Consider the following 26,464-nt stretch of genomic DNA (forward strand, 5'->3'; position numbering starts at 1 on the left):
CGGTCGCGGCGGGTCAGGCCGCCGCAGTCGGGGCAGGGTCGGCGGTCGTCTGCTGGCACGGAACCTCCGCGGCGGCGAGAGATGCCCGGACCTCGGCGGCCCAGGTGGAGCGCAGCTCGTCGGGATCGCCGTCGAGCCGCGCGATCGTTGAAGGCCGCAGGCAGTAGGCGGCGATCAGCTCGTGCTCGGTCGGTGTGGCCGAGACGACGCCGGCGCGCACCCAGGACCGGGCGGTCCCGGGTGGCGTGCCGTAGACGGCGTCGAACTCCTCGGGGGTCATCAGAAGGCCGCCGATCGGATCGCGAAGTCCTGCCGGCTGTTGAAGATGTCGATGTCGAGCACCTCGGCGAAGTGGTTCTCGTTGTGGATGTTGACCACCGGCCGCATCGCCTCACCGTCGCCGCCGCGGACCGCACCGGCGATGCCGGTGACCGGGGTCGGCCGGTCGAGCACGTCGACCAGGCGATCGAAGGTGCGGCTCTGGCCCTGGGTCAAGATGCGCTCGCCGCCGTGCGCGAGGACGAACTTCTCGCCGTGCCCGGGGATTACCCCGCCGGTGTCGTAGCCGACACCGCGGTAGGCCGCGGTGAGCGAGCCGTACCGCGCCAGCGCGTAGCGCATCGACGCGAGGATGTTCGACAGCGGGTCGTACGGACCGAGGTTGCGCCGCGGGTCCGCATAGGCGTTGTACGTCGGCTGGATCGTCTGCAGTAGACCCATCGAAGGCGTGCCGCGCTTCGCGTTGGAGTCCCACCGGTTAATCGCCCGCGGGTCGCCTCCGGACTCGGTGCCGATCTGCATCAGCACGCGGTCGGCCAGGCTGGCCGGGTGGCCGAGCATCCGCAGGGCCTGCAAGACCAGGGGCCGCCAGCGCTCCGCGCCCGCCCGGCCGCCACCGCCGCCGGACATGCCGGCCATCATCGCGTCGTCCATCTTCCGGGCCTCGGCCCGCAACACGTCCTCGGCCTGCTTGATGATCCAGTCGACGCTGTTCGCCGGGAGGTCCCCGGACAGGGTCCCGTTGCGCGGCGGCGCCATCTTGCGCAGTGCATCCTTCGGCCCTGCGAGGGCCTCGGCGAGCATGTCCGCGGCGTAGGCGATGACGCCCCCGCCGGCGGCGCTGGACAGACCGCCCTGCGCCCAGTGGACGTGGTTGTAGTGCTGCGCCCGGGTGCCGGCGTTGTAGGTGTGCGGGCGGCCGTTCTTCAGGTTGATGCCCGGGGTGTGGATCAGCTCGGCGGACCCGGGGAACCGGGATGCCAGCCACCGGTTCACGGCCAGCATGAACGGCATGTCCATGCTCCGCGGGCCGGCGATGTCCACGGCCTGGCCGCGGCCGTGGTAGCCGGGGTCGCCCGGCCGGTAGCCGGACGTCAGCCGTGCGGCCGGGAACTGCTGGCGGACGGTGCCCCACATCTGCTGCCACGCGCCGCCCTGGGCGAACGTGGCGAGCTGACCGGCGCCGGCGAGCTGGCGCAGCCGCGCGACCTCGGCGTGACCGCCGGTCGCCTGCACCTCACGGGCCGTCCAGACGTGCTCTCCGGAGGACAGCATCGCCGGGATGCTGTCCGAGGTCCCGGTACCCGGCCCGTGGACCGGGCCGCCGATCGCGTACTTCGCCGCAGGGAACCCGCCCAGCGGGAAGATCTTCCCGGCGGCGTCCCACAGGGCACGGGCCCCGGTGTTCCACGCGGTGTTGATCACCCATCGGACCGGGGAGTCGACGTGCCCGCGCAGCTCGTCCCACTTCCGGCGGGCGTTGTCCGAGGTCGCCGACCAGGTGGCGACCGACGACCCGAGCAGGCTCACCCAGGATCCGGAGACGTTGCGATCGAGCTCGCCCGCGGTGCGCGAGGCGTGGTCGCGGGTGGCGACCATCCGACCGCCGATCGCGGTCTGGGTGTCGGCGAACCGACGGTCCGAGTCGGCGTACAACCCGGACCAGGAACCGGCCACGTTCCGGTGCAGCGCACCGGCCTCGCCGATGGCGGTGACACCGGTCTGCGCCATGCGGGTACCGACGGTGCCCTGAACCTGGCCGAAGGATCGATCGGTGACCCCGGGGAGCTGACCGAACTGTCCGGCGACACCGGTCCGCAGACCGGTCGCGCCGGTGGTGCCAGCGAACAGCGCGGCTGCCATCCTGGAACTGACGGTTGACTCGACCGTCGACCAGTGCCGCTCGGTGTCGGTGCCGACACCAGCCCAGATCCGGCCGAGCTCGGCCCGGAAGGCGCGCAGGTCGGCGAGCGCGCCGTCCAGCCCGCCCATGCCACCGCCACCGGAGACGGCGCCGCCGGAGGCGTAGCGCGGGACCGAGGATCCGGCGGCGCGGCCGACCCGGCCGCCGGCGGCGAACCGCGGCACGATGTCCGCGCGGCCCTCGTTGAGGGCGCGCATCTTCGCGTCGCCGAGGTCGGCGACCGTGGCGGCCTTGATCACCCACTCGCCGTCGGACAGCAGCGCCGGGATCGAGTCGGACGTCCCGGAACCCGGCCCGTGGATCGGGCCACCCGTCGCGCGGGCCGGCCAGTGCTCGGCCATGTTCGCCGACGGCGTCCGCGCGTTCACCCGATCATGGATGAGCCGGACCCGGGTCTCGATGACCCGCGGGACCAGGGCGAGCTCGTCCACGTACTTCCGGGCCGCCTCCTCGGACATGCCCATCTCGCGGGCCGTCCGGTAGAGCTGATCCTCGTGGCCCTTCGCGAGGCTGGTTGCCTCGCCGACCGTGAGGCCGTGCTCCTTCTTCGCCTCGATGTCGCGCAGCGCGGCGTCGCGCATCCCGTTCAGCGCGGACTGGTTCCGGATGCCCTGCTCGGTGTTCCAGTCCAGCGTCGCGCCGTTCTGCGCGATCGACTCCTTCGCCTGCAGCTTCGCCTGGGCGAAGGCGAACTCCGCGTCCTTCGACGCCATCATGGTGTCGCGGTTGCGGATCAGCGCCGCGGTGTGCGTGTCCACGCCCAGCGAGTTCGCGTACTGCTGCAGCTCCAGCGCCTTGTTCGCCGCGGTGAGGTTCGATGCGGCCTGCTGCGCCTGCAGCGAGTTCGGGCCGAACTTCGCGATGGCGTCGTTGTGCAACGCCTGCGCCTTCGTGACGGTCAGGCTCGCCGCCTCCAGCGGCGGAGCCTTCGCGATCATGGCGTCGTACTCGCGGACCACGTCCGCGAGGGCCTGCGCGTCGAGACGGGCAGCCTCGGCGGCCTTGTCGTGCGCCTCGCCAGAAAGGGCGACGCCCGTCGCGTAGCCGGGCTGCGATTCGATCATCGCGTCCATGACGGTCTGCTGGCGCTCCAGCGCGGAGCGCTGCTTCTCGACGGCCTCGGCGAACGTCAGCGATCCGTTCGCGACGCCCTGCGCAGCTTCCTCGGAGCGGTCGCGCAACAACTCATAACCACCCGCGGCGGCGAGCAGGCCGAGCCCCAGGACCGGCAAGTACCCACCGACGCCGCGCAGCGCGCCGCCGACGCGCGACGTCTGCTTGGCGCCACCCGACGCCGAAGCGGCGGCCCGGTCGAACCGGCCGGCGAGGCCGTCCAGGCCGCCCCGGACACCGCTGATCGCGGCGGACGCGCCGCGCCAGGCGATCATGCCTGCGGCGATCGGACCGACCAGCGGGGCGACCGCCTGCAAGGTGGCCAGCAGTGGCCGCAGGACGGTCCCGGTCAGGGTGCCGAGCACCTCCACCGTCGGCCGGGCCGACTCGGTCAACGCGCTGAACGCGTCGCCGGCGGCGCGCAGCGTGCCGCTGCCGGAGAGGTTCTGCACGAAGTCGAGGGCCATCCCGGCGAGGTCGCGCAGCCCGGGGATGAACGCGTCCACATCGGAGCGGATGCCGCGCAGGGTCTCGCGGATCGCGGCCTGGCCCTGCCAGGAGTCGGACCAGGCGTGCGCCCTCTCCGTCATCCGCTCCAACGAGCCGATGACATCGACCCCGGCCAGCTCGGCACCGCGGCCGAGACCGGCCATCAGGCCACCGGTGTGGCGCAGCACGTTGCCGAGCTGCGCCGCCTCGGCCTGGCCTTCGCGCATCCAGCGCTGCAGGTCGCCGCTGTAGCGGGCGCGCTGAATGGCGTCCGACCAGCGACGGGTCATCAGCTCGAAGTGCAGAGCGAGCTCGGGGAGCTCGCGCGCGCCGACCGCGGACATGTCCCGCCAGATGCGGGTCAGGTTCACGATCGTCGGACCGAGACGCTTCGCGGCCTCCGCGGTGTGCTCCAGCCCGTTGCTGGTGTCGCGCACCGACTCCGCGGTGTTGACGAAGTCGATGAACTGTCCGGCGGCGTTGCCGAGCTCGGTCGCCAGCGCACCGGCCGCGCGCTCCGCGACCGGCAGGTACCGGCGGCCGAACTCGTCGAGGCGCTCGGCCTGGCCTCGGAACAGCGCGCCCTGGATGCTGCGCTGCACGTCGCGCCACGCCGCGGACTGGCTGCGCAGCTCGGCCGCCGCCCGGCGGGCGGACGGGGCGAGCTCGTCGAGGGCCTCGCCGCCCCTGGACACGCCGTCGGCGAACCCGGACACGCCGACGGCGAGCACCCCGACGCCGGCGGCGGCGGACGTGGCGAGAGCCGGCAGCAGGGCCAGTACGCCCGTGAGCTGCTTCGCCGAGGCGATGGCCGACGCGGCCCACGGAGCCGCGGCCACGCCGGCCGTGGCGATCGCCGGGATCTTCAACGAGTGCGCGTCGAGATGCAGCCCTCTGAGTTCGCGCCTCAACCCCCGGACCTGACGGGTCGACCGGTCGACGCCGCGGACCTCGGCGGTCGCACGGACATGCGTGCCGTCGAGGCGCTCGGCCTCGCGTCGCAGGATGCGGGTCGCCCCGGTCGCCTGCGAGGCGTCCTTCGCGAACGCATCCAGGCCCGTGACCTTGATCCGTACCGAGACGGTCCTGTCAGCCACGGGTCACCGCCTCACGGGTGCGGACCCGCGCGGCGGCGGGACGGGGAACGAGTGCGTGCGCAGCAGCGTGCGCGACGCGGCAGGTGTCGCAGCGGCGCTGCGCACCAGACCGGGGCCGGTACCAGGTCCGGCAGACAAGGCATAGCTTGTCCGAAGTGGGCAGAGCCACGGGGATCCTCACGGGGGGTCGGGAGAGGGTGTGCCGGCCCGCCCGGTCGCCGGTCCACGCCCGGAACCTGTCGGGCGTCGCAACGGGGGACGGCGGGGTACGGCTGGAACCCGCCAACGGCAGACCGGGCGGGCCGGCACGGGCCCCTCCTCGTGGTGGCCGCGGGCGTAATACGCGGCCGGAGGGGCGATCAGGAGATGGGGCCGGACGCGGAGCGTCTACGGCTGTCCCATCCTACTGGGTAGTCTACCCTAGGGGGGTGACTGCGGGACATCGCCGACGATCAGGCGGCGGCGCCACCTGACGACGTCACAGAAGGCGATGGTCGGGGCGCGGGTCGCGATCCGTCCAACGGGTCACCCCGGCCATGCGAGTAATGGTGCAAAAGAAACACTTGACCTGCCTCCGTCTCGCCAGCAGGTCGCCGGCCTGTTGGGCATCGCCGACGATCAGGCGGCGGCGTCCAGGTTCAGGAGGAAGCTCGTTCCCGCCCGGATCAACCATCCCTGGTCGACCGCCTCGGCGACCAGGTCGTGGGCCTCGAAGTCGCCGAGCAGCTCGGCGCCCCGCACGACCGACAGCAGGTCGCGGTACTCGATCTCGTCGTCGGGGTCGCAGCACCCCTCCAGCTCGGCGCGGAGCTGGCCCGCCGCGCGGGCAAGATCCGCCTCAAGCTCGGTCTGGTGATCGTCCAACAGTCGCCGCACGGAAGTGCCTCCCTCGTCCTTGTCGTCCTCGGCGTCAAGATCATCCGCGGGGACCCACGTGGTGTGTCCGCCCGCCGCGTAGAACGCGTCGTGCTCCGCCCGGAGTCCGATCCGGGCGGCAGAACCATCCTGGGGCTGCGGCTGGGTCACGGCCCGGCCGTCGTCGTGCGTTGCCGACGCCGCGTCGTCCACGGTGGCGGCAGAGGCCCCCAGGCCGGCAGCCGCCGCCCCTGCCGGGTCGCCGTCACCTTCGGTCCTAGGAGGTCCGAGCGGAGCGACGTAGCCCGGCCTCACAGCCGGAGCGGAGTCGCGCTCGCGCGCGTTCTCGACGGACGGCCGCCCCTCCTGGGGTCGGTCGGCCGTCGCCGATGCGTCGTTCGATACGGTCGGCGTAGACGGACGGCCGCCCCTGCTGGCGCGGTCGGCCGTCGCCGGCGGCGGGGCGATAGCGGCCGACGCCCCCTCCGTCGGGTTCCCCCGCTCTACGGGCAAGGCTCTGACCTGCGATAACGTCGCCACCCCCAGGTGCGTTTCCCCAGGTGGCGTGCACAGATTTTGTGTCGCTCCATCGATCAAGTAGCTTCCGCCCGAGGCATCCTCGGACGGCCCGCACAAAATCTGTGTCGCTCCGCCGGGGTCGTGCGGCAGCACCAAGCGGCTCACCTCGGACCCGGGGCCCAGCATGCCGTTGGACACGGCCGTCTCGATCGCACGACTGATCTCGTGGGCGCGTCGCGGCTTCATGTCGCACGCCGCGACGTCCCACTTGCCGAACCGTCGAGCCAGGGCGTCGGCGGAGTACCACGCCTCCGACGGTTCGACGGTCACTGTCGAGCCGTCGTCGAACACGTGATTGCTGGTGGCCTCGGCCTGCGCGAGGAACGCGATGCGCAGCCACAGCGGCAACGACTCGTCCCCGGCCCGGTGCCGGAAGAAGTCAGGCTTGTTCATGGTGGTGGGTTCCCTGGTGTGAGGGGCACCCCGGCCCGACGCGCCAGGGAAGATCGCGTCGAGCACGGGGGGCCGGACCGTGGATGATCAGTCCACGGCGGAATGGGGGATGGCGAGTCAGGTGCCTGCGTGCTCGGCTATCAGGTCGTCGAGCAGGTCCGGCGCGTACACGGGCGCCATGAACTCGTCGCGGCACGCGGTCGAGCAGAACTTGTAGAGGTACGTGGCGCCCGGGTTGGCCTGGATGACGTCACGCCAGTGCGCCCGGGACTCGCGGGCCGCGTGATGGACCGGCCCGTCGGCCATCCGGTGCACGTTCGCGACGCTGCGCGGGCGAGTTCGGCAGTGCACGCACGCCGGCCACCACCCCGGGACGTCCTTCGCGCCCACCCCGATCGCCCGCATGATCCACGGGAACTCGGTCATGCACTCGTCGGAGCAGTACTTGCGCGGCTGTCCAGTCATCTTGTTCGGGGCGGCCGGCTCGCCGCAGTTCGGGCAGTCGGGCCAGTCGCTCACGACGCCTCCTCCTCGCCGTCGGCGGGGCCGTAGATCGAGGCGACCTCGTCGTCGATCTCGTCGAGCGGCTTCCAGGTCTGGAACCCGGCGGCGATCAACGCATCCTGGAACCGGGGGCCGCGCGCCCCGGTGTAGCCCCACACCCGCTCCCCGGTGAGGTCGTCGACCACGAGGAAGTCCCAGTCGTCGCCGAGGCCGTTGTTCGCGGTGATCCGGACCAGCCGGCGCCCTTCGGCCTCGGCCTGCTCGCAGAGGTGGCGGCGGTAGCGCTCCCGCGCAGTGGTCCTCATCGGGACATCAACCGCTCGGCCCCGTCGAGGTGCGCCACGGCGACCTCCAGCAGCGCGGCCAGGAACTCGGCCCGGTCGATGTCGACCGTCGCGGCGCTCACGCCGCGTCCCGCTTCGCCCGGCGCGACTCGGCGGACCGCAGCGCCATCCGCCGGTAGTGGGCGGCCCTGGCGTTCTCCACGGCCGCGGCACGGTCCTCCGGCGTCATCTCGCCGTCGGGGTCGACCAGCAGCTCGAACCGCTCGTCCGCGGCCCGGCGAGCGGCAGCGGTACGGGCGGCACGGTCCTTCGTCATCGCCCAGCTGCAGTGGGCCCGGATACTGGCGCTCAGACTGCGTTCGCGCGCAGTCGGTGTACGGTGGTTGGGCATCGCGTGGCCTCTCAAGGGTGTCCGGTGCGCTCGCCCCGGCCGGGTGTTGCACCACCCGCCGGGGCTCATTGCGCTATGCCGTTCAGCGCCCCTCTATTTTCTCACCGGGGTCCTACCTCGGGACATCGCGCAGGTCAGACGCGGTCCCCGCGACCGAGACGACGCGCGGCGTCCCGCGCTCGCGCATCCGCCACGCTGTTGCCGTACCGGCGCACCATCAACGGCGTCGACCACCCGGCGAGCCGCTCGACGTCGGACTCGCCGGCGCCCGAGGCCAGCATGTCGTGCGCCCAGGTATGCCGGAGTTGGTGCGGGTGGATGTGTCCGAGGCCGGCCGCCTTGCACCGGCGAGCGAGCATGTCGCGCACGCCCCCGCCCGTCATGCGAGCCTCACGACCGGCGGTGACCCGCGTCGGGATGAACAGCGGACCGGCCTCGGCTCGCACGCCGCGGCGAGTGCGCGCCCGGAGGTACTTCCGCAGGGCGAGCGTCGTCCGGTTCCCGAACGGCACGACGCGCGCCTTCCCGCCCTTGGCGTGGCGGATCATCATCTCGCCGTGCCGTAGCTCGACGTCTTCCACGTCGAGGCCGGCGAGCTCGCCTCGACGGCAGCCGGTGTCGAGCAGGACGCGGATGATCGCGGTGTCTCGGCGGTCGACGAACGACGCACCGTCCATCGAACGCAGCAGGGTCCCGAGGTCGTCGTCAGAGATCACCGGGACCGGGGGCGCCTTCGGGACCGGCAGCTCGAGACCCTCGGCGGGGTTCTGCTCGAGGCCGGAGTCCGGCTCGCTCGCGACGTAACCCAGGAACAACCGCAACGAGATCCCGCGAACGCGGCGGGTCGCCTCGGACAGACCGTCGTCGGCGAGCTTGCCGAGCCACCGCTGGCACGTCCTCCGGTCGACGTCGGCGAGACTGGCCTCCGGATGGGTGGCGGCAAGCCACTGGGTGAACTGCCGCGCGCCGCGGACGTAGACGACGATCGTCGCGTCGGTGACGTTGCCGGTGCGCAGCGACTCCGCCCACTCGTCCACCCAGTCGGACAACTCATCCATAGGGCCCAGGTTACCGTGGCAAGTAACCCTGTGCGGAACCCTTGCGACAGAGATTCAGGACGGTGCAGTGCAAGAATCACCTGGTCAGAGCAGTTGCCTTCCGCTTACCGGCGAGCGTACAGTTCCCGGTGTCTCACACGAGAACTACTGGTTCCGCCGGCACGAGATCGTCTACACCGCCATCGCGGACGACTGCGCCGGCGCCGTCGTGCTGGAGGCCGGCTGCGGCGAGGGCTACGGCGCGGACCTGCTGGCCGGGACCGCACGCCGGGTGCTGGCGCTGGACTACGACGCCACGACGGTCGCGCACGTCCGCGCCCGCTACCCCCGGGTGGCGGTGTCCCGGGCCAACCTGGTGGCGCTGCCGGTACCGGACGGCTCGATCGACGTCGTGGTGTCCCTGCAGGTCATCGAACACCTGTGGGAGCAGGAGCGGTTCCTGCGCGAGTGCCGCCGGGTGCTGCGGCCCGGCGGGACACTGCTGGTGTCGACGCCCAACCGGATCACCTTCTCCCCCGGCCGGGACACCCCGCTCAACCCGTTCCACACCCGCGAGCTGGACCCGGCCGAGCTGGCCGGCCTGACCGCCGACGCCGGCTTCGACGACGTCGTCGTCCGCGGGCTGCACCACGGCCCGCGGCTGCGCGAGCTCGACGCCCGGCACGGTGGGCTGATCGAGGCGCAGACCCGGCTGGCGCTGTCCGGCGCGCCGTGGCCCGCGGATCTCGCCGCTGACGTCGCCGCCGTGCGCAGCACCGACTTCGAGCTGCGCACCGACGATCTCGATGCCTCACTCGATCTGCTCGTCTCGGCGGTCCGCCGGTGACACCGGTCGGCACGTTCTGCCTGGTCCTGCACTCGCACCTGCCGTTGCTGGCCCGGCACGGGCGCTGGCCGGTCGGCGAGGAGTGGCTCTACCAGTCGTGGGCACAGTCCTACCTGCCGGTGCTGGCGACCCTGCGCGAGCTCGCCGCGGAGGGCCGCGGCCAGCTCGCCACGCTCGGGATCACCCCGGTACTGGCCGCGCAGCTCGACGACCCGTACTGCCTGCGCGGCGTGCACGACTGGCTGGGCGGTTGGACGCTGCGGGCGCACTCGGCGGCCGGCCGGCTGCCCGATCTCGCCGCGCACGAGCACCGGGTGGCCGGCGCGGCGACCGCGGAGTTCGAGGCGCACTGGCGGCACGGCGGGTCGCCGGTGCTGCGGGGACTGCGCGACAGCGGGGCCGTCGAGCTGCTCGGGGGACCCGCGGCGCACCCGTTCCAGCCGCTGCTGCGCCCGCGGGTGCGCGCCTTCTCGCTACGGGCCGGGCTGTCCGATCACGCGCTGCGGCTCGGCGGGCGACCGGCCGGGATCTGGGCGCCGGAGTGCGGCTACGCACCCGGGATGGAGGACGACTACGCCTCCGCCGGGGTGCGGCGGTTCCTGGTGGACGGTCCCGCGCTGCGCGGCGACACCGCGCTCGCCCGGCCGGTCGGCTCGTCCGACGTGCTGTGTGTCGGGCGCGACCTCGACGTCACCTACCGGGTCTGGTCGCCGCGCCGGGGCTACCCGGGCTCCCCCGAGTACCGCGACTTCCACACCTGGGACCACCCGTCCGGGCTGAAGCCGGCCCGGGTGACCGGCCGCCGGGTGCCGCCGGAGCAGAAGAAGCCGTACTCGCCGGAGCTGGCCGCGCGGGCCGTGCAGCGCGACGCCCGGGACTTCGTCGACACCGCAGTCGCCCGGCTGCGGACACTGCGCGAATCGACCGGCCGGCCGGCGATGACCGTCGCCGCGTTCGACACCGAGCTGTTCGGGCACTGGTGGCACGAGGGCCCGGACTGGCTCGCGGCGGTGCTGCGGCTGCTGCCAGAGGCGGGGGTCGAGGTCCGGACACTCGGCGGGGCGATCGACGACGGCCTGGTCGGCGAGCCGGTCGCGCTGCCCGAGTGCTCGTGGGGCTCGGGGAAGGACTGGCGGGTCTGGGCCGGGCCGCAGGTGTCGGACCTCGTGGCGCGGGGCGACGACGTCCAGCACGACCTGCTGTCCGCCCTGGACACCGTCCGGCCGGGGGACGGGCCGATGCTGCGCCCCGACGTCCGGGACCCGCTGGCCGATCTGCTCGTCGACCAGGCGCTGCACGCGCTGTCCAGCGACTGGGCGTTCATGGTCACCAAGGACTCGGCCGCCGACTACGCCCGCTCCCGCTCCGCGACGCACGCCGGCCGGGTCGCCGAGCTGTCCGGCCTGCTGCGGGAGGGGCGCAGGCGTGCCGCGGAGCGGCGGATCGAGCGGTGGAGCGACGTGCCGCAGCCGACCTTCGGGCATCTCGACGCCCGGGACCTCGCAGGGCCCTGAGCCACCCGCCTGGTCCCACGGGTGGGGCACCGGTCGCGATGGCGCGCGCCTGACCGTCCCGGGGGCCGCCCCCACCCGCACCCGGGCCCGCCCGCGCGGCCGATGATCCGCGTCTTGGGAGTGTGGGAGGCCGATAGGCGCCTGAGCACTCCCAAAACACGGATCATGCTCGGGGGACGGTCCCCGGGGCCCGGACCCGCGCCCGTCCGCCCGTGCAGCCCTTCCGCCGGCCCGCCTGTCGGCCCGTCGGCCCGTCGGCCCGTGCAGCCGCCCCGGCGCCCGCCTCCGCGCCCACGCCCACGCCCACGATGATCCGCGTCTTGGGAGTTCAGGAGGCCGATAGGCACCCGAGCACTCCCAAGACACGGATCATGCTCGGAGGTCGGCCCAGGAGGACCAGAGCCGCGCCCGCCCCCGCCTGCCGGTGCCTGTGCCTGTGCCTGCCGATCAAGATCCGCGTCTTGGGAGTGTGCGAGGCCGTTAGACGCCCGAGCACTCCCAAGACGCGGATCTTGATCGGCGGGGGCGGGTCCGGCATCCCATGCCGGCCGGGCCTCGTCGCCCGTCGGCCGTACCCGGGGGTAACCGCCGGTACGGCGTTTGCCAGGATCTTCGGATGCGGGTGCTGATGGTCAGCTGGGAGTTCCCGCCGGTCGTGGTCGGCGGGCTGGGCCGGCACGTGCACGCGCTGTCCCGGGAGCTCGCCACGGCCGGGCACGACGTCGTCGTGCTCTCCCGGGCGCCCGCGGGCACCGACGCGGGCACCCATCCGAGCAGCGCGGAGACCGTCGACGGGGTCCGGGTGCTGCGCGTCGCGGAGGATCCTCCGCATCTGGAGTTCAGCACCGACATGGTGGCCTGGACCCTCGCGATGGGGCACGGACTGCTGCGGCACGCGCTGACCGCGCTGCTGCCGGGCTGGCGGCCGGACGTCGTGCACGCCCACGACTGGCTGGTGGCACATCCCGCGATCGCGCTCGCCGACGTCCTGGGCGTGCCGCTGGTCACGACGCTGCACGCCACCGAGGCCGGGCGGCACTCGGGCTGGCTGCCCGGGCCGCTGAACCACCAGGTGCACTCCACCGAGTGGTGGCTCGCCCAACGGGCCGACGAGGTGATCACCTGCTCGTCCGCGATGCGCTCCGAGGTGGCCACCCTGCACGACCTCGATCCCGCTGCGGTTCACGTGGTGCACAACGGGATCGACCTGCGTCGATGGCGGTCCCGGGCCGCCGCGCCCGCGCCGTCCGCGAACGGACCGCGACTGGTCTACTTCGGACGCCTGGAGTACGAGAAGGGGGTGCAGGACCTGATCGCGGCGCTCCCGCGGATCCGGCGCAGGCATCCGGGGACCCGGCTGCTCGTCGCCGGGAGCGGCACTCAGCAGGAGATGCTCGAGACGCGGGTCGCCCAGCACCGGGTGCGCCGCTCGGTCGAGTTCCTCGGTCACCTGCCCGACGGCGAGCTGACCGCCCTGCTGCGGGTCGCCGACGCCGTCGTGCTCCCCAGCCGGTACGAGCCCTTCGGGATCGTCGCGCTGGAGGCCGCCGCGGTCGGGGCGACGCTGGTCGCGTCCACCGCCGGTGGGCTCGGCGAGGTCGTCCGGGACGGTGAGACGGGGCTCGGCTTCGAACCGGGCGACATCCCGGGGATCGCCGACGCCGTCGATCGTGCGCTGGCCGATCCGCGCGCCGCGCGGCGCCGGGCCCGGGCGGCCAGGGCCCGGCTGCGCACCGACTTCGCCTGGCCAACGATCGCCGCCCGCACCGCGGCGATCTACGCCGCGGCACGGCCCGGGCCGGCGCAGAACCTCCCCCGTCCGAAGATCCCCACCGGGAACCTCTTCGACCGCACCCCCTGACACCCGCTCAGCAGGCCCGTTCCGCACCTCGGCGGGCTGGGCTACCGGGCCGGATCAGGCGCTGTCGAGCCGGGCCCGCAGCGCCCGGTCGGCCTTGCGGGCCATGTCGGCGACCGCGGCGCGTTCGGCGGCGGCGGCCTCGTAGTCGGCGCGCCGATCCCGCACCACCCGGGCCGGGGTGCCGACGGCGATCGTGTCGGCCGGGATCTCCCCCCGCGCGACGCCGTGCGCGCCCAGCACCACGCCGGAGCCGATCCGGGTACCGCGCAGCACCGACGTCTTCACCCCGAGCCAGCAGCCCTCGCCGATCCGGACCGGGGCCTTGACGATGCCCTGGTCCTTGATCGGCCGGTGCACGTCCTCGGTGCGGTGGTCGAAGTCGGTCACGTACACCCAGTCGGCGACCAGGGTCGCCGCACCGACCTCGACGTCGAGATAGCAGTTGAGGGTGTTGTTCCGGCCGAAGACGACCTTGTCCCCGATCCGCATCGAGCCCTCGTGACAGCGCAGCGCGGTGCCGTCGCCGATGTGCACCCAGCGGCCGATCTCGAGCCGCCCGAAGCCGGGGCGGGCCTCGATCGTGACGCCCTTGCCGAGGAACACCATGCCGCGCAGCACGACGTGCGGCGCCCGGATCCGCAGCACCAGCAACCGCCAGTAGCGCAACAGATACCAGGGAGTGAAGGCACGGTGGCGCAGGATCCAGCGCAGCGAGGTGAGCGTGAACAGCCGTGCCTGCTCCGGATCGTCCTGCGGTCGCACGGGAACGACCCTAGGCGTGTGTCCCGCCGCTGCGGCGGGTACCTACCCCCTCGTCCCGTACCCGACGCACCGGAGCGAACCCATGAGCGACCGCCAGCACACCACCGACGGCCCCGACGACGGGACCGACGTCGGGACCGGCGAGCTGACCTCCGGCGGTGCGGGAACCGTCCGGGAGGAACGCGACCACGCCGGCAACCCGCGCAGCGGAGCGGGCACCGACGACTCCGGCGTCACCGACGCCGCCGCGCACGAGGTGACCGACGACGACGAGGACGAGCCGACCCGCAGCGAGTGAGCCGTAGGCTGCCCGGGTGCCCCGCCCGCTGATCATCGACACCGATCCCGGTGTGGACGACGCCGTCGCGATCGTCCTCGCCCTGCGCAGCCCCGACGTCGACGTCCGCGCGGTCGTCGCCTCCTACGGCAACGTCGGGCTCGACCGGACGTTGCCCAACGCGGGCCGGCTGCTCGCGCTGGCCGGGCGTCCGGACGTCCCGCTCGGCACCGGCGCGGACCGGCCGTTGGTGCACCGGCTGGAGCGGCGGGCCACCCACGTGCACGGGATCGACGGCCTGGGCGGACGCGCCGCCGCGCTGCCGGAGCCGGTCGGGCCGGTGCCCGGGTCCGGGATCGCGCTGATGGCCCGGATCCTGCAGGAGGCGACCGAGCCGGTCACGATCGCCGCGATCGGCCCGCTCACCGACACCGCGCTGTTGCTGGCCGCCCATCCGGAGCTGGTGGAGCGGATCGACCGGATCGTCGTCATGGGTGGTGCGATCGGCGGCGGCAACGTCACCGGCGCCGCCGAGTTCAACGTGCACGCCGATCCGGAGGCCGCGCACCGGGTGCTCACCCAGACCGAGGTGCCGGTGGCACTGGTACCGCTGGGGACGACGCTGGCCTGCGCGGCAGGCCCGGAGTGGGTGGCCGCGCTGGCCACCGGCGACCCGGTGTGCGCCGAGCTCGCCGCGATGCTCGGCGGCTATCTCGACCGCACCGGCCACGACGCCGTCGCGCTGCACGACGCGATCGCGCTGCTGGACTGCGTCGCCCCCGGATCCCTCGTCGCGCAGCCGGTCCCGCTGGCCGTCGACACCGGGTTCGGCCCGGCGCGCGGCGCCACCGTCCCGGGAGGCGGGCCGGAGCCGGCGTCCACCGTGGACGTGCTCTCCACGCCGGACGTCCCGGCGGTGCTCGACGCCGTGCTGGACCGGTTGCGCGACTGACCGTCCGGCGGGCCCGATCCGGCGTACCGCTACGCCAGCCCGTGCTCGATCGCGTACCGGACCAGCGCACCCCGGCCCGGCACGTCGAGCTTGCGCAGCAACCGCTGCACATGGTTCTCCACGGTGCGCGGCGAGAGCACCAGCCGGGCCGCGATCTGCCGCGCCGTCAGCCCCTCGACCACCAGGCGCAGCACCTCGGACTCACGCGGGCTCAGCTCGGGCACCGGCCGGGCCGGCGTCACCATCGACTCCAGTACGACCGCGGCCAGCCCCGGTGAGAACGCCGGACGACCGGCCAGCGCGGCCCTGGCGACCGGGAGCAGCTCGACCGGGTCGTCGGTGGTCGCGACCCCGGTCGCCCCCGCCCGGACGGCGTCGAGGACCAGTTCGTGCTCCGCTCCCGGCGCCGCGACGGCGAGCACCGGGACGGCCGGGACGCGTGCGACGACGGCCGCCACGGCGGCCAGCCCCACCGCGCGGGAACCGGCCAGGTCGACGATCACCAGCGCCGGCCGGACCCGGACGACGGCGGCGGCGACCGCCTCCGCCGGGCCCGCCGCGGTGCGGCCGAGCACCGGCCATCCGCGCGGCACCGGCGGGTCCCCCACCACGACCGAACCGGCCTCCCGCTCGTCGGTGTCGTGCTGCACCCGTCGTTCCCCGTTCCTCCCGATTCACCCGGACGGCACAGCTTGCCATGATCCGTTCGATTGAAATCGGCTATCCCAAAATCCGGACGCCCGATCCCGTCAGACGGACGCGATGGCGCGGCGACGGTGCCGGACCACCCGGCGCGCGATACCGGCCGCGCCGCCCACGAGCAGCGCGAGCAGGAATCCGGCGAGCAGTGACAGCAGCGGATCGCCGTGCGTGAACGGGCCGACGATCACCCCGATACCGGTCATCCAGCTGCTCCAGACCAGCGAGCTCGCCAGCGTCGCAGGCACGAAGGCGCGCAGCGGCAACCGGACCCGGCCGGCCGCCGTCACGCTCGCCAGCCGGCCACCGGGGATCAGCCGGGTCGCGACCAGCGCGACGATCGGGCGCCGGTGCAGGTGGCGGCGCACCCAGGCACCGAGTCCGTCGTCGCGCCGGACACCGCCCACCACCCGGTTCGACGACCGGCCGGCGCCGTAGAGCAGGGCATCGCCCAGCAGCGACCCGACCAGTGCCGCGCCGAAGAGCGCGACGATCCGCAGGCCGTCACCGTCGGCGAGGGCCGACGCCGTCGCACTGAACAGCACCGGCTCGCTGGGCACCAGCGGCAGCGGCCCGTCACAGATGACGGCCAGCGTGATCAGCGGGAGCAGCCAGGGGCTGTCCAGCACGTACCCGATCAGCGTGGTCGGGTCGGTCACGGAGGATCTCCTACCGGGGAGCGGGGGTGGGGCCGAGTCTGCCGGTCGTCGTGACCTGATCGTGATCCGGGTCCCCGATCCGCACCGTCAGTCGGCCAGCCCCTGCTCGATCGCGTAGCGCACCAGCTGGCTGCGGTTGTGCAGCTGCAGCTTGCGCAGCGTGTTCTGCACGTGACTCTCCACCGTCCGGTGCGAGACGACCAGCTTCGCCGCGATCTGCTTGGCCGTCATCCCCTTCGCGACCAGCCGCAGCACCTCGGTCTCCCGCTCGGTCAGCGCGGGCACCGCGGGCGAGCCGTCGGCCGGCCGCGGGGTCTCCGCGAGCCGCCGGTACTCCCCCAGCACCAACCCGGCGAGCCCGGGGGTGAACACCGCGACGCCGCGCGCGGTCCGCCGGATCGCCTCCAGCAGCTCGTCCACCCCGGCGGACTTCACCAGGTAGCCCAGCGCACCCGCCTTCACCGCCTCCAGGACGTCGGCGTGCTCACCCGAGGCCGACAGCACCAGCACTCGGCTGTCCGGGCTCTTCTGCGCGATCTCGGTGATCGCCTCGACCCCCGAGGTGGAGCCCAGGTTCAGATCCATCAGCACGACGTCCGGGCGCACCGCGGTGGCGATCCGGATCGCCGCGGGGGCGTCCGGGGCGGTGGCGACGACGTCGAGCCCGCGTTCGGCGAGATCGCGCGCGACCCCCTCCCGCCAGATCGGATGGTCGTCGACGACCATGACCCGGATCGGCGTCTCCTCGCTCATGAGTCCCCCCTGTCCAGCCGGATGACCCATTCAGTACCGAGTTCCGGCCCGGTGTCCAGGGTCAACGTGCCACCGACGTCCTCCACCCGGCCGCGGATCGAGAGCGCGACACCGAGCCTGCCCTGTGCCTGCGCCTCCGCGAGCCTGCCCTCCGGGATGCCGGGGCCGTCGTCCCGGATGCTGATCTCCATCGCGCCGGGCAGCTCTTCCAGCAGCACCCAGGCACGTGCGTTCGGGCCGGCGTGCACCGCGACGTTGGCGAGCGCCGCCCGCACCGCGCCCTCCAGCTCGTCGACGACGGCCGCATCGAGCTCCACCGGCCGGCCGGGCGCCGACACCGTGACCCGGTCCGAGGCGAGTATCCGCAGCGCAGCGGCGAGATCGCGGCGGCCGGTCGCGTCGGTCGTGCCGGGCCCGGTCAGCAGCGCCCGCAGCGCCGTCTCCTGCTCCCCGGCGAGCACACCCAGCTCGGTCGCGCCGCCGCCCAGCTCGGCACCGCGCCGCTGGACGTGCGCCAGCACCTGCAGGACGCCGTCGTGGATCGATCGGGTGAGCCGCTCGCGTTCGGCGGCCGCAGCCTGTTCCGCGGTGAGCCTGCGCAATCGGGCGGCGGTGCGTTCCAGCACGTGGGTGGCGAACCCGACGGTCAGCCCGGCCAGCACCAGCAGCTGGATGTCGCCCAGCTCGAGCGAGCCGAACCGTTCCTTGGTCAGCACCAGCGTCGCCGAGACCACCGCGGCCGCCACGAGCCCGCCACGGATCCGGAACGCCACCGCGCACGCCAGCACCGCGCCGGAGGTCCAGATCGAGCCCATCCCGGGACCGCCGGAGTCGAGCAGCGACTCGCTGACGATCCACGGCGTGGTCGCCATGACGCCCACGCACACGGCGAGATCGGCGAGCGCGAGCCGGCCGCGGTGATCCGGTGCGCCGGGCAGCCCGCCGAGGTAACCCCAGGACGTGACGGCCGTCCACAGCGTCATCGCCACCAGCACGCCGACCGCCGCCATCGGACGCTCGTAGCCGGTGCGCAGGTGGTACGCGGTCACCCCGATGACGGTGACCAGGGTCAGCAGCCGGTAGGCGATGATGCCGCGCCAGAACGGTTCGAGCGGATGCTCCACGTCGACCAGGGTCGCGCCGTGCGCGCGCGAGCGGGCCCGTTCCGGCAGGCTGCTCATCGCGGTTTGGTGCCGGTGATCAGCGCGTTGTAGAACCAGCGCCGCGGCACCACCCGGGACAGCAGGTGCTCGTCCACCCAGGACAGTCGCTGCCAGCCGTGATAGGCGAACATCGCCCAGTTCCAGCCGAGCTTCCCGGGCGGGACGGCGGCCTCGAAGGTCCGCACCGGCCAGCCGAGCATCGCCGCGCTGAACTCCTCGGTGCTCGCCTGCACGCCCTCGGCGCCGGCCCGTTGCGCGGTGCGTTCCAGGTCGTCCGGATCGAAGGTGTGGATGTCCACGACCGACTCCAGCGCGGCGGCCCGGGAGGACTCGTCGAGCTCGTGCTGCGGGCGGCGCCAGCTCTGCAGCGGGCCGAGCTTCGTCAGCGTGGTGGTGGCCTTCCAGGTCCACTGGCCGAGGGTGCGGGCGTACGCGTCGCCGACGGTGGTCGGCTCACCGGCGAAGACGAACCGGCCGCCCGGCTCCAGTACCCGCAGCACCTCGCGCAGGGCGGCCTCGACGTCCGGGATGTGGTGCAGCACGGCGTGCCCGACGACCAGGTCGAAGCTGTCGTCCGGGTACGGGATGTGTTCGCCGTCGACCACCCGGCCCTCGACGTCGAGCCCCAGGCCCTCGGCGTTGCGGGTCGCCGCGCCGACCATGCCCGGTGACAGGTCGGTGACGACGCCGCGCTCGGCCACCCCGGCCTGCATCAGGTTCAGCAGGAAGAACCCGGTGCCGCTGCCCAGCTCGAGCGCCCGCAGGTAGGGGCGGCCGTCCCAGGGGGCGGCGGCCCGGAACCGGCCGACGGCGTAGTCGATGCAGCGCTCGTCGTAGCTGATCGACCACTTCTCGTCGTAGGTTCCCGCCTCCCAGTCGTGGTACAGCACGTTGGCGAGTTTCGGGTCGTGCCAGGCCGCCTCGACCTGCTCGGCGGTGGCGTGCGGGGTGGGCGCCGGGTCCGAACTCATGAGTAGGAGTCTTGCAGAACGGCCCCGGAAGGCACCGGTTCGCCCCGGCCGAGTCGCTGCCCGCCGCCACCCTCTCCGGCCCGGCGGCCCGGCCGGCCGCGGTCACCGGGAGCTCGACCGCCCGGTGGACCGGCTCGTCGCCGACGAGCCGGTCCCGCTCGACATCGCGCCGGAGTTCAGCGGCCGGTGAAGGTGGCCTTGCCCGGCCCGTTCTCCACGAAGCTCGCCATGCCGACCTTCGCGTCCTCGGAGGCGAAGACGCCGGCGAACAGTTCGGACTCGATGTCCAGGCCGGTGCGCAGATCGGTGTCCAGGCCGTTGTCGATCGCCTTCTTCGCGGCCGCGTAGGCCAGCGCCGGGCCCTTCGTGAACTGGGCGGCCCACGCCACGGCCTTGGCGTACACCTCGTCGGCGGGGACGACCTCGTCCACCAGGCCGATCGCCAGCGCCTCCTCGGCGCCGACCATCCGGCCGGTGTAGATCAGGTCCTTGGTCCGCGGCGCGCCGATCAGCCGCGCCGCCCGCTGGGTTCCGCCACCACCGGGGAAGATGCCGAGCAGGATCTCCGGGAAGCCGAGCTTGGCGTTCTCCCCGGCGATCCGGCGGTCGGCACCGAGCACGACTTCCAGGCCACCGCCGAGCGCGTAGCCGGTCACCGCGGCGACGGTCGGCTTCGGGATGGTCGAGATCGCGCCCAGCCCGGCCGACAGCCGGCGGGCCTGCGGCGCCATGTCCGCATACGACATCGACGCCATCTCCTTGACGTCCGCGCCGGCGGCGAAGGTCTTCTCCCCGCCGTGCACCACGACGGCGCGCACGTCGGCGCGGGTCGACGCCTCCTCGGCCACCTCCAGCAGCTCACCCTGGATCTGGCGGTTCAGGGCGTTCATCGGCGGGCGGTCGATCCGGATCGTCCCGACGCCGTCGTCCACGGACAGGCTCACGAATTCGGTCACGGAGCGGACCCTAATCCCCGGCGCGCGCCCGCGCGCCGTTCGCCGGGATGCGCCACAACACCGGAAGTCGATCTCCGCGGGACGCCGCCGCGCAACCCGGCGGGTGCGCCGCCTCAGTTCCGCCGGTAGGCGGCGAACCGGCCACCGGGGCGGCGCTCGACGGTGAGCGGCAGCCCGAAGGTCTCCGACAGCGGCTCCGGCGCCATCACGTCGTCGAGCAGGCCCGCCGCGACGACCTTCCCGTCGCGCAGCAGCATCCCGTGCGTGTAGCCCGGCGGGATCTCCTCGACGTGGTGGGTGACCAGCACCGACGCCGGCGCGTACGGGTCCTCGGCCAGATCCGAGAGCCGTCCGACCAGGTCCTCCCGGCCGCCCAGGTCCAGTCCCGCGGCCGGCTCGTCGAGCAGCAGCAGCTCCGGGTCGGTCATCAGCGCGCGGGCGATCAGGGTGCGCTTGCGCTCACCCTCGGACAGCGTCCCGTACAGCCGGTCCGCGAGCCCGCCCATCCCGAGCTGGTCGAGCAGCCGGCTCGCCCGCCCGGTGTCCTCGCTCTCGTAGTCCTCGTTCCAGCGGCCCAGCACCCCGTACCCGGCCGACACCACGACATCGGACACCCGCTCGTCACCCGGGATCCGGATGCCGAGGTTCGCCGAGGTCAGGCCGATCCGCGGACGCAGCTCGAAGACGTTCACCCGGCCCATCCGCTCGCCGAGCACCTGCACCCGGCCGGACGTCGGGTGCAGCTCGGCAGCGGCGAGGCGGAGCAGGGTGGTCTTCCCGGCGCCGTTCGGGCCCAGCACCACCCATCGTTCGTCGAGCTCGACCCGCCAGTCCACGGCGTCGAGCAGGATGTTGGAGCCGCGACGGACGGTCACGCCGTCCATCCCGATCACCAGATCCTCGGAGTCGATGCTCGTTCCGCTGCCGCTGCTCTCGGGATCGATGCTCGTTCCGCTGCCGCTGCTCTCGGGATCGATGCTCGTTCCGCTGCCGCTGCTCGAAGGATCGATCTCTGTGACGCCGGGCGTGGGCGCGGTTCCGGAGGTGCTCACCCACCTATCCTGGCCGACCGTGCCTGTCTTCCCGCTCGGAGCCCACCCCGACGACCACGGAACCCGCTTCGCGGTCGCCTCGACCAGCGCGGAGATGATGGAGGTCTGCCTCATCGACGGCCCCGACGGCGCCGCCGGAGAGGGGGGACCGCTCACCGAGCGCCGGATCGAACTGCGCGAGCACACGTTCGGCGTCTGGCACGGGCACGTGCCCGGGGTGCGCCCGGGACAGCGCTACGGATTCCGGGCGCACGGGCGCTACCAGCCGTTCGCCGGGCTGCGCAGCAACCCGAACAAGATCCTCGTCGACCCCTACGCCCGGCGGATCACCGGGACGGTCACCGACGTCGTCGCCGCCCGCGGCTGGCACGGCGACCCGATGACCGGCGGGCCCAGCACGATCGACTCGCTGGGCAGCGTCCCGCTCTCGGTGGTCGAGTCCACCACCGAGGGCAGGCGTCCGCCCCGGCCGGACGTGCCGTGGTCGGACACGGTCATCTCGGAGATCCACGTCAAGGGCTGGACAAGGCTGCACCCGGAGGTCCCGCAGGCGCACCGCGGCACCTACCTGGGCTTGGCACATCCGGCCGTGATCGCGCACCTGCAGCGGGCCGGGATCACCGCAGTGGAGCTGCTGCCGGTGCAGGCCAACGCCCCCGAGCCGTCGCTGCTCGAGCGCGGCGCCGTCAACTACTGGGGCTACGCGACGCTCGGGTTCCTCGCCCCGCACGCCGGCTACGCGGCCGACCCGGGCAACGAGTGCGCCGAGTTCGCCTACCTGGTCGACGCCCTGCACGCCGCCGGGATCGAGGTGATCCTGGACATCGTCCCCAACCACACCTGTGAGGGCGGCGTCGGCGGGACGACGCTGTCCTACCGCGGGCTCGACGCCCCGGCGTACTACTCGCTGGGCGGCTCCGGGCACGACGCCGACATCACCGGCACCGGCAACACCCTCGACGCCGGCTCCCCGACGGTGATCCGGCTGGTCTGCGACGCGATGCGGCACTGGGTGCACGCCTACGGCGTCGACGGCTTCCGGATCGACCTCGCCTCGGTACTGGGCCGCCCCCGGTCGGGCCCGTTCTCCCCGGACTCCGCACTGCTCACCGCGATCGCCCAGGACCCGACGCTCTCGGCGTGCAAGCTGATCGCCGAGCCGTGGGACGCCACCGGCGAGGGCTACCGGGTCGGCGGCTTCGGCGTCGCCTGGTCGGAGTGGAACGGGCGCTACCGCGACGCCGTCCGGGACTTCTGGCGCGGGCACGGCGGCGGGGTCGCCGAGCTGGCGTCCCGGCTGACCGGCAGCTCCGACATCTACCGGGACTCCGGGCGGCGGCCGTGGGCCTCGGTCAACTTCGTGACCGCGCACGACGGCTTCACGCTGCGCGATCTCGTCTCCTACGAGCGCAAACACAACGAGGGCAACGGCGAGAACAACCGCGACGGCACCGACGACAACCGGTCGCAGAACCTCGGCGTCGAGGGCGAGACCGACGACGCCGGGATCCGCGCCGCCCGGCTCTCCACCGCGCGCGCCCTGATGGCCACCCTGCTGCTGTCCATCGGCACCCCGATGATCACCGGCGGCGACGAGCGCTGGCGCACCCAGGGCGGCAACAACAACGCCTACTGCCGCGACGACGACACGTCCTGGGTGGACTGGACGAGCACCGACGAGACGGCCGCGATGGAGGCCTTCACCGCGAAGGTCACCGCGCTGCGCCGGGAGTCGCCGGTGCTGCACCGCGACCAGTTCTACGTCGACGGCGAGGTCCTCTGGTGGGATCCGTCCGGGCGCCCGATGGAGCCGCACGACTGGCACGACGGCGGACGCCGGACACTCGTCGTGCTGCTCGCCGACTACTGGCTGCTGCTGCTGCACGCCGGCGACGAGCCCGTCGACTGCCTGCTCCCGACCGAGCACGGTTTCGATCCGGTGCTGGACTCCACCACCGACGACGGCGAGCCCGCCGATCCCTCCCCGGTCGGCGCCGGCGCGACGATCGTGCTGCCGCCCCGGTCGGTCCGGCTACTGCGCAGCCACTGAGCGACGCGGCCACCCCGGCCCGGCTGCTGTGCAGCCACCGAGCGACGCGGCCGGCCGGGGCGCGGCGGCGGCGATCTGCGCGCGAGCCACGGTGGGTGGCGGCGAGGCACGGTGAGCTGCCGTGAGCTGCGGCCGGACCGGCCGGACGTGCGCACGGGGGTACCGGCACGCCGTTCGGTACCCCACCCGGCGTAGCACCCATGCAGAATTGCGCATCGGAATCCACTCGCCCGCCGAGCAACCACCGCTCATCAGGTGGCTTCACGCCGATCATGTGACACGGCATCGCTGCTGCGCGATGCAACGGGTGCACCCAATCGCTACGAACCCGGGGGGTTTCGTAATGAGCCACGGAGCATCCATCCGACCGTTCCGGGCGGTCGGCATCGTCGTCGCCACGCTGCTGGCGATACTGCTCGCCGGCGGCACCGCCGCCGCGGCACCGGCGCCCCCGCCGGTGGCGCCCACCCCACCGGGCCCGGTCGGCGGCCTCACACTGACGGCGCAGGGCGGACAGGGCGCCCGCACGCTGTACTTCGACGGGCGGTGGGACCCACCCGCCGACCCCGGAACCGGTGCCGGACTGCACTACACCTACGAGGTCCGCAACGCGATCGGCACGCCGCTGGATCGCGGGACGACCGCGAACACGACGCTCGAGCGCTACGCCCAGGACCGTTGCACCCAGCCCTACACGGTGGAGGTCTCGGCGGTCACCCAGGACCCGGCGACCGGGGAGCCGCTCGTCGGGCCCGCCTCGACCGCCACGCTCGGCGCGACGAGCTGCCAGATCCACTCGTCGCTCACCGCCCGTCAGACCGGCCCGGGAACCGTGCAGGTCGACATCGCCCGTGCGGCACCGGTCGACCCCTACGTCGCCGGCCGCTGCGTGCTGACCGACAACGGCCGGGAGGTCTGGGCGGGAACCTGCGGCGGCATCGACGACGAGTCGGCCACCCTCACCGCGGTCGCCCCCGGCGAGCACGACCTGGTCCTCACGACCCGATCGCCCAACGGGCAGGAGTACCCGGCGACCACCTCGATGTCCGTGCGGTGAGAGCACGGGGCGCCGGCCCAGCGGTCCGGTTGCCACACGAACACTGGGCCGGATCCCCGCCCGAAGCTCCGCCGAACGGCCGTGGTTCACTCGACCGTGTGAGGAACGCGACGCGTGTCGGACCGGGGAGTTCGCGATGAACGGGGTATACGGCCGATCGCTCCGGACGGTCGGTGTCGGGCTCGTCGCGATCGCGGCGCTGCTCGCCGGCGGGGCGGCTGTCTCCGCCGCACCGCGGGTCGACGCTCCGGAGCCGCCCGGCCCGGTCCAGGACCTGGCGCTCAGCCCGGTCGAGGGCGGCGGCGCCCGCGCGATCGGCTTCGAAGCCACCTGGACCGCCCCGACCGAGAACGGGGACGGCATCCGGACCCACTACGTCGTCGAGACGCACGACGCGACCGGCGCCCGGCTGCACTCCGCCGCGACCGGGGCGACCACCGCGGGCCCGATCCGCGGCGACCGCTGCCGGGGTCCGCTGACCTTCTCGGTGCGCGCGGTCACCCAGGACCCGCACGGCGGCGACCCGATCAACGGGCCGACGGTGCTGTCCGAGTTCGGGAAACCCGATCTCTGCGAGATCCACATGTCGCTGTCCGCCGAGCAGACCGGCCCGGGGACGGTGCACGTCGAGGCCGCCCGGGAGCAGCCGGTCGATCCCTACGTCGCCGGGCCGTGCGAGCTGACCGTCGACGGCGCTCCCGCCTGGAGCGGGACCTGCGGCGGCGCCACCGGCTGGAGCACCACCCTCGACGGCCTCGCCCCGGGCACCCACGGGCTGGTGCTGACCACCGTCTCGCCGCGCGGCGAGACGTACGTCGCACGCACCTCGGCGACGGTCGGCTGACCGGCGCCCGATCGCCGGCTGCCCGTCGGCTGACCGGCGACCGATCGTCGACGGCCCGGTGGCTACCCGGCGACCGATCGTCGACGGCCCGGTGGCTGCCCGTCGGCCGACCGGCGACAGACCGGCGGCTGACCAGCGGCCGCCCGTCGCCTGACCAGTGGCCGCCCGTCGACCCCCCTCGACACGGAGTGTCGTGTTACATCGGACCGCCCCGCCGCGACGAAGCCGTCACACGTGTGACGATCGAGGCGGGGAGCCGCGATGGACGGGATCACCGGGCACCGGCCCGTTCCGGAGCGTCGCCGCACCGGCTCCCGCGGCGTACGCTGCGCGCATGCCGCGTTACGAGTTCCGGTGCCGCGAGTGCAGCTCGACCTTCGAGGTGGACCGGCCGATGGTCGCCGCCTCCGATCCGGCGGCCTGCCTGGCCGGCCACGCGGACACCGTCAAGCTGCTCTCCACCGTCTCGCTGGGCGGGCGTTCGACCGGTGGCGGCCGCGCCGCACCGCAGGCGATGGCCCCGGCCGGTGGCGGCGGGGGCTGCTGCGGCGGCGGGTGCTGCGGGGGCTGATCCCGCTCCCGGCGGGTCCCGGTTCGCTCCGGCTCTGCCTCACCGGATTGATGGCCGGCGCCCTGCTGCTGACCGGCTGCTCCGGCCCCACCGGCCGCACCTCCGAGACCCGCGCCGCCACCGCCGCCGGGCCGGGGGCGCCCGCCCTCACCGGGGCCCTGCCGACCACCGCACCATCGGACCCGGGCGGGCCGCGACCGGTGCTCGGCGCGGCCGGGCGGCCGGGCACCCGCGGCATCGGTGCGGCCCGGCCCACCCTGATCGATCTCGGCGGGACGGGCGCGACCGGCGTCGTCCGGGACGTGTCCTGGCAGGACTGGGGCGGCCCGCACGCCACCGGAACCGGCACCGCCGGCTACTCCGCTCCCGGGGCGCCGCCGTCCGCGGCGACCCCGCAGCCGACCACGCTGGTCGCCTCCGACCTGGGCGACTGCAACGGCCGGCTCAGCTACCGGGTACTCACCTGGTACTTCCCGCAGCACGGTGAGGTCCCCGGCGCGCGCCCACCGCTGGACGTCTGCCGGGGCTGAT

Annotated in this window: 25 protein-coding genes; 10 read left to right on the forward strand and 15 right to left on the reverse strand. The window is 73.6% G+C overall.

The features are described 5' to 3' along the window. Window positions 1-13: 13 nt before the first annotated feature. The 7 genes from Pdca_RS26660 to Pdca_RS26690 all read right to left on the reverse strand — a co-directional run bounded on the left by Pdca_RS26660 (window position 14) and on the right by Pdca_RS26690 (window position 8,966). Window positions 14-280 (reverse strand): hypothetical protein, encoded by a 267-nt coding sequence (locus Pdca_RS26660; RefSeq protein ID WP_085910835.1) that lies wholly within the window; start codon window positions 278-280, stop codon window positions 14-16. Continuing rightward, window positions 280-4,902 (reverse strand): lytic transglycosylase domain-containing protein, encoded by a 4,623-nt coding sequence (locus tag Pdca_RS26665; RefSeq protein ID WP_085910834.1) that lies wholly within the window; start codon window positions 4,900-4,902, stop codon window positions 280-282. The genes Pdca_RS26660 and Pdca_RS26665 overlap by 1 nt, the downstream gene beginning before the upstream one ends. A 618-nt stretch (window positions 4,903-5,520) precedes the next feature. Continuing rightward, complete coding sequence (locus Pdca_RS35805) at window positions 5,521-6,729, reverse strand: hypothetical protein (RefSeq protein ID WP_158092038.1); 1,209 nt, start codon at window positions 6,727-6,729, stop codon at window positions 5,521-5,523. A gap of 117 nt (window positions 6,730-6,846) precedes the next feature. Then, window positions 6,847-7,248, reverse strand: coding sequence for a hypothetical protein (locus tag Pdca_RS26675; protein ID WP_085910832.1), 402 nt, complete (start codon window positions 7,246-7,248; stop codon window positions 6,847-6,849). Next, a complete protein-coding gene (locus Pdca_RS26680) occupies window positions 7,245-7,538 on the reverse strand; it encodes a hypothetical protein (RefSeq protein WP_085910831.1) in 294 nt (97 codons plus the stop codon). The genes Pdca_RS26675 and Pdca_RS26680 overlap by 4 nt, the downstream gene beginning before the upstream one ends. 97 nt (window positions 7,539-7,635) lie before the next feature. After that, on the reverse strand, window positions 7,636-7,833 hold the full coding sequence (locus tag Pdca_RS26685) for a hypothetical protein (RefSeq protein ID WP_232021215.1): 198 nt from the start codon (window positions 7,831-7,833) through the stop codon (window positions 7,636-7,638). A 209-nt stretch (window positions 7,834-8,042) separates the two neighbouring features. Further along, on the reverse strand, window positions 8,043-8,966 hold the full coding sequence (locus Pdca_RS26690) for a tyrosine-type recombinase/integrase (RefSeq protein ID WP_085910829.1): 924 nt from the start codon (window positions 8,964-8,966) through the stop codon (window positions 8,043-8,045). Window positions 8,967-9,033: 67 nt separating this feature from the next. Here Pdca_RS26690 and Pdca_RS26695 point away from each other — a divergent pair, with 67 nt between their 5' ends. The 3 genes from Pdca_RS26695 (at window position 9,034) to Pdca_RS26705 (ending at window position 13,167) form a co-directional block, all read left to right on the forward strand. Then, on the forward strand, window positions 9,034-9,792 hold the full coding sequence (locus tag Pdca_RS26695) for a class I SAM-dependent methyltransferase (protein ID WP_197719832.1): 759 nt from the start codon (window positions 9,034-9,036) through the stop codon (window positions 9,790-9,792). Further along, window positions 9,789-11,306 (forward strand): 1,4-alpha-glucan branching protein domain-containing protein, encoded by a 1,518-nt coding sequence (locus tag Pdca_RS26700; protein ID WP_085910828.1) that lies wholly within the window; start codon window positions 9,789-9,791, stop codon window positions 11,304-11,306. Before Pdca_RS26695 ends, Pdca_RS26700 begins: the two co-directional genes overlap by 4 nt. Before the next feature lie 616 nt (window positions 11,307-11,922). Then, on the forward strand, window positions 11,923-13,167 hold the full coding sequence (locus Pdca_RS26705) for a glycosyltransferase family 4 protein (RefSeq protein WP_085910826.1): 1,245 nt from the start codon (window positions 11,923-11,925) through the stop codon (window positions 13,165-13,167). A 54-nt stretch (window positions 13,168-13,221) separates the two neighbouring features. On the opposite strand, the gene Pdca_RS26710 is transcribed toward Pdca_RS26705, so the two are convergent. After that, the gene (locus tag Pdca_RS26710) at window positions 13,222-13,929 is read right to left on the reverse strand and encodes an acyltransferase (protein ID WP_085910825.1); all 708 of its coding nucleotides are present in this window, start codon (window positions 13,927-13,929) and stop codon (window positions 13,222-13,224) included. A gap of 82 nt (window positions 13,930-14,011) precedes the next feature. Here Pdca_RS26710 and Pdca_RS26715 point away from each other — a divergent pair, with 82 nt between their 5' ends. Together Pdca_RS26715 and Pdca_RS26720 are read left to right on the forward strand one after the other, a co-directional pair. Beyond that, a complete protein-coding gene (locus Pdca_RS26715) occupies window positions 14,012-14,227 on the forward strand; it encodes a hypothetical protein (RefSeq protein WP_085910824.1) in 216 nt (71 codons plus the stop codon). Between the two features lie 16 nt (window positions 14,228-14,243). Beyond that, window positions 14,244-15,158, forward strand: coding sequence for a nucleoside hydrolase (locus Pdca_RS26720; RefSeq protein ID WP_085910823.1), 915 nt, complete (start codon window positions 14,244-14,246; stop codon window positions 15,156-15,158). Between the two features lie 29 nt (window positions 15,159-15,187). Here Pdca_RS26720 and Pdca_RS37645 read toward each other — a convergent pair whose 3' ends face one another. The 7 genes from Pdca_RS37645 to Pdca_RS26755 all read right to left on the reverse strand — a co-directional run bounded on the left by Pdca_RS37645 (window position 15,188) and on the right by Pdca_RS26755 (window position 21,243). Next, window positions 15,188-15,808, reverse strand: a complete 621-nt coding sequence (locus Pdca_RS37645) for a helix-turn-helix transcriptional regulator (protein WP_085910822.1) — start codon at window positions 15,806-15,808, stop codon at window positions 15,188-15,190. A gap of 99 nt (window positions 15,809-15,907) precedes the next feature. Then, window positions 15,908-16,516, reverse strand: coding sequence for a DedA family protein (locus tag Pdca_RS26730; protein WP_158092037.1), 609 nt, complete (start codon window positions 16,514-16,516; stop codon window positions 15,908-15,910). A gap of 87 nt (window positions 16,517-16,603) precedes the next feature. Continuing rightward, window positions 16,604-17,269, reverse strand: coding sequence for a response regulator (locus tag Pdca_RS26735; protein WP_085910820.1), 666 nt, complete (start codon window positions 17,267-17,269; stop codon window positions 16,604-16,606). After that, window positions 17,266-18,450 (reverse strand): MacS family sensor histidine kinase, encoded by a 1,185-nt coding sequence (gene macS, locus Pdca_RS26740; protein WP_085910819.1) that lies wholly within the window; start codon window positions 18,448-18,450, stop codon window positions 17,266-17,268. The genes Pdca_RS26735 and macS overlap by 4 nt, the downstream gene beginning before the upstream one ends. Continuing rightward, window positions 18,447-19,403, reverse strand: a complete 957-nt coding sequence (locus Pdca_RS26745) for a class I SAM-dependent methyltransferase (RefSeq protein WP_085910818.1) — start codon at window positions 19,401-19,403, stop codon at window positions 18,447-18,449. The genes macS and Pdca_RS26745 overlap by 4 nt, the downstream gene beginning before the upstream one ends. A 176-nt stretch (window positions 19,404-19,579) precedes the next feature. After that, window positions 19,580-20,359 carry an enoyl-CoA hydratase/isomerase family protein gene (locus Pdca_RS26750; RefSeq protein ID WP_085910817.1) on the reverse strand — a complete coding sequence of 260 codons (780 nt, stop codon included), beginning with the start codon at window positions 20,357-20,359 and terminating at the stop codon, window positions 19,580-19,582. Window positions 20,360-20,472: 113 nt separating this feature from the next. After that, on the reverse strand, window positions 20,473-21,243 hold the full coding sequence (locus tag Pdca_RS26755; RefSeq protein WP_085910989.1) for an ABC transporter ATP-binding protein: 771 nt from the start codon (window positions 21,241-21,243) through the stop codon (window positions 20,473-20,475). 187 nt (window positions 21,244-21,430) lie between these two features. Between Pdca_RS26755 and glgX the strand changes: the two genes are divergently transcribed. The 5 genes from glgX to Pdca_RS26780 all read left to right on the forward strand — a co-directional run bounded on the left by glgX (window position 21,431) and on the right by Pdca_RS26780 (window position 26,463). Further along, entirely contained in the window at window positions 21,431-23,461 is a 2,031-nt protein-coding gene (gene glgX / locus Pdca_RS26760) for a glycogen debranching protein GlgX (RefSeq protein ID WP_085910988.1), read from the forward strand. 343 nt (window positions 23,462-23,804) lie between these two features. Continuing rightward, on the forward strand, window positions 23,805-24,518 hold the full coding sequence (locus Pdca_RS26765) for a hypothetical protein (RefSeq protein WP_085910816.1): 714 nt from the start codon (window positions 23,805-23,807) through the stop codon (window positions 24,516-24,518). A gap of 136 nt (window positions 24,519-24,654) precedes the next feature. After that, complete coding sequence (locus tag Pdca_RS26770) at window positions 24,655-25,362, forward strand: hypothetical protein (protein WP_085910815.1); 708 nt, start codon at window positions 24,655-24,657, stop codon at window positions 25,360-25,362. Between the two features lie 334 nt (window positions 25,363-25,696). Continuing rightward, window positions 25,697-25,933 carry a zinc ribbon domain-containing protein gene (locus tag Pdca_RS26775; RefSeq protein ID WP_085910814.1) on the forward strand — a complete coding sequence of 79 codons (237 nt, stop codon included), beginning with the start codon at window positions 25,697-25,699 and terminating at the stop codon, window positions 25,931-25,933. Window positions 25,934-25,983: 50 nt separating this feature from the next. Further along, complete coding sequence (locus Pdca_RS26780) at window positions 25,984-26,463, forward strand: hypothetical protein (protein WP_125911584.1); 480 nt, start codon at window positions 25,984-25,986, stop codon at window positions 26,461-26,463. The last annotated feature ends 1 nt before the right edge of the window (window position 26,464 follow it).

It is taken from the genome of Pseudonocardia autotrophica (genome assembly GCF_003945385.1).
Lineage (GTDB): Bacteria > Actinomycetota > Actinomycetes > Mycobacteriales > Pseudonocardiaceae > Pseudonocardia > Pseudonocardia autotrophica.

What these genes read in the sequence shown, in the direction of transcription:
- Pdca_RS26660 (WP_085910835.1), bottom strand. Translation starts at nt 280, where the DNA reads ATGACCCCCGAGGAGTTCGACGCCGTCTACGGCACGCCACCCGGGACC.
- Pdca_RS35805 (WP_158092038.1), bottom strand. Translation starts at nt 6,729, where the DNA reads ATGAACAAGCCTGACTTCTTCCGGCACCGGGCCGGGGACGAGTCGTTG.
- Pdca_RS26680 (WP_085910831.1), bottom strand. Translation starts at nt 7,538, where the DNA reads ATGAGGACCACTGCGCGGGAGCGCTACCGCCGCCACCTCTGCGAGCAG.
- Pdca_RS26685 (WP_232021215.1), bottom strand. Translation starts at nt 7,833, where the DNA reads ATGACGAAGGACCGTGCCGCCCGTACCGCTGCCGCTCGCCGGGCCGCG.
- Pdca_RS26690 (WP_085910829.1), bottom strand. Translation starts at nt 8,966, where the DNA reads ATGGATGAGTTGTCCGACTGGGTGGACGAGTGGGCGGAGTCGCTGCGC.
- Pdca_RS26705 (WP_085910826.1), top strand. Translation starts at nt 11,923, where the DNA reads ATGCGGGTGCTGATGGTCAGCTGGGAGTTCCCGCCGGTCGTGGTCGGC.
- Pdca_RS26715 (WP_085910824.1), top strand. Translation starts at nt 14,012, where the DNA reads ATGAGCGACCGCCAGCACACCACCGACGGCCCCGACGACGGGACCGAC.
- Pdca_RS26735 (WP_085910820.1), bottom strand. Translation starts at nt 17,269, where the DNA reads ATGAGCGAGGAGACGCCGATCCGGGTCATGGTCGTCGACGACCATCCG.
- macS (WP_085910819.1), bottom strand. Translation starts at nt 18,450, where the DNA reads ATGAGCAGCCTGCCGGAACGGGCCCGCTCGCGCGCGCACGGCGCGACC.
- Pdca_RS26745 (WP_085910818.1), bottom strand. Translation starts at nt 19,403, where the DNA reads ATGAGTTCGGACCCGGCGCCCACCCCGCACGCCACCGCCGAGCAGGTC.
- Pdca_RS26755 (WP_085910989.1), bottom strand. Translation starts at nt 21,243, where the DNA reads ATGGACGGCGTGACCGTCCGTCGCGGCTCCAACATCCTGCTCGACGCC.
- Pdca_RS26765 (WP_085910816.1), top strand. Translation starts at nt 23,805, where the DNA reads ATGAGCCACGGAGCATCCATCCGACCGTTCCGGGCGGTCGGCATCGTC.
- Pdca_RS26770 (WP_085910815.1), top strand. Translation starts at nt 24,655, where the DNA reads ATGAACGGGGTATACGGCCGATCGCTCCGGACGGTCGGTGTCGGGCTC.
- Pdca_RS26775 (WP_085910814.1), top strand. Translation starts at nt 25,697, where the DNA reads ATGCCGCGTTACGAGTTCCGGTGCCGCGAGTGCAGCTCGACCTTCGAG.
- Pdca_RS26780 (WP_125911584.1), top strand. Translation starts at nt 25,984, where the DNA reads ATGGCCGGCGCCCTGCTGCTGACCGGCTGCTCCGGCCCCACCGGCCGC.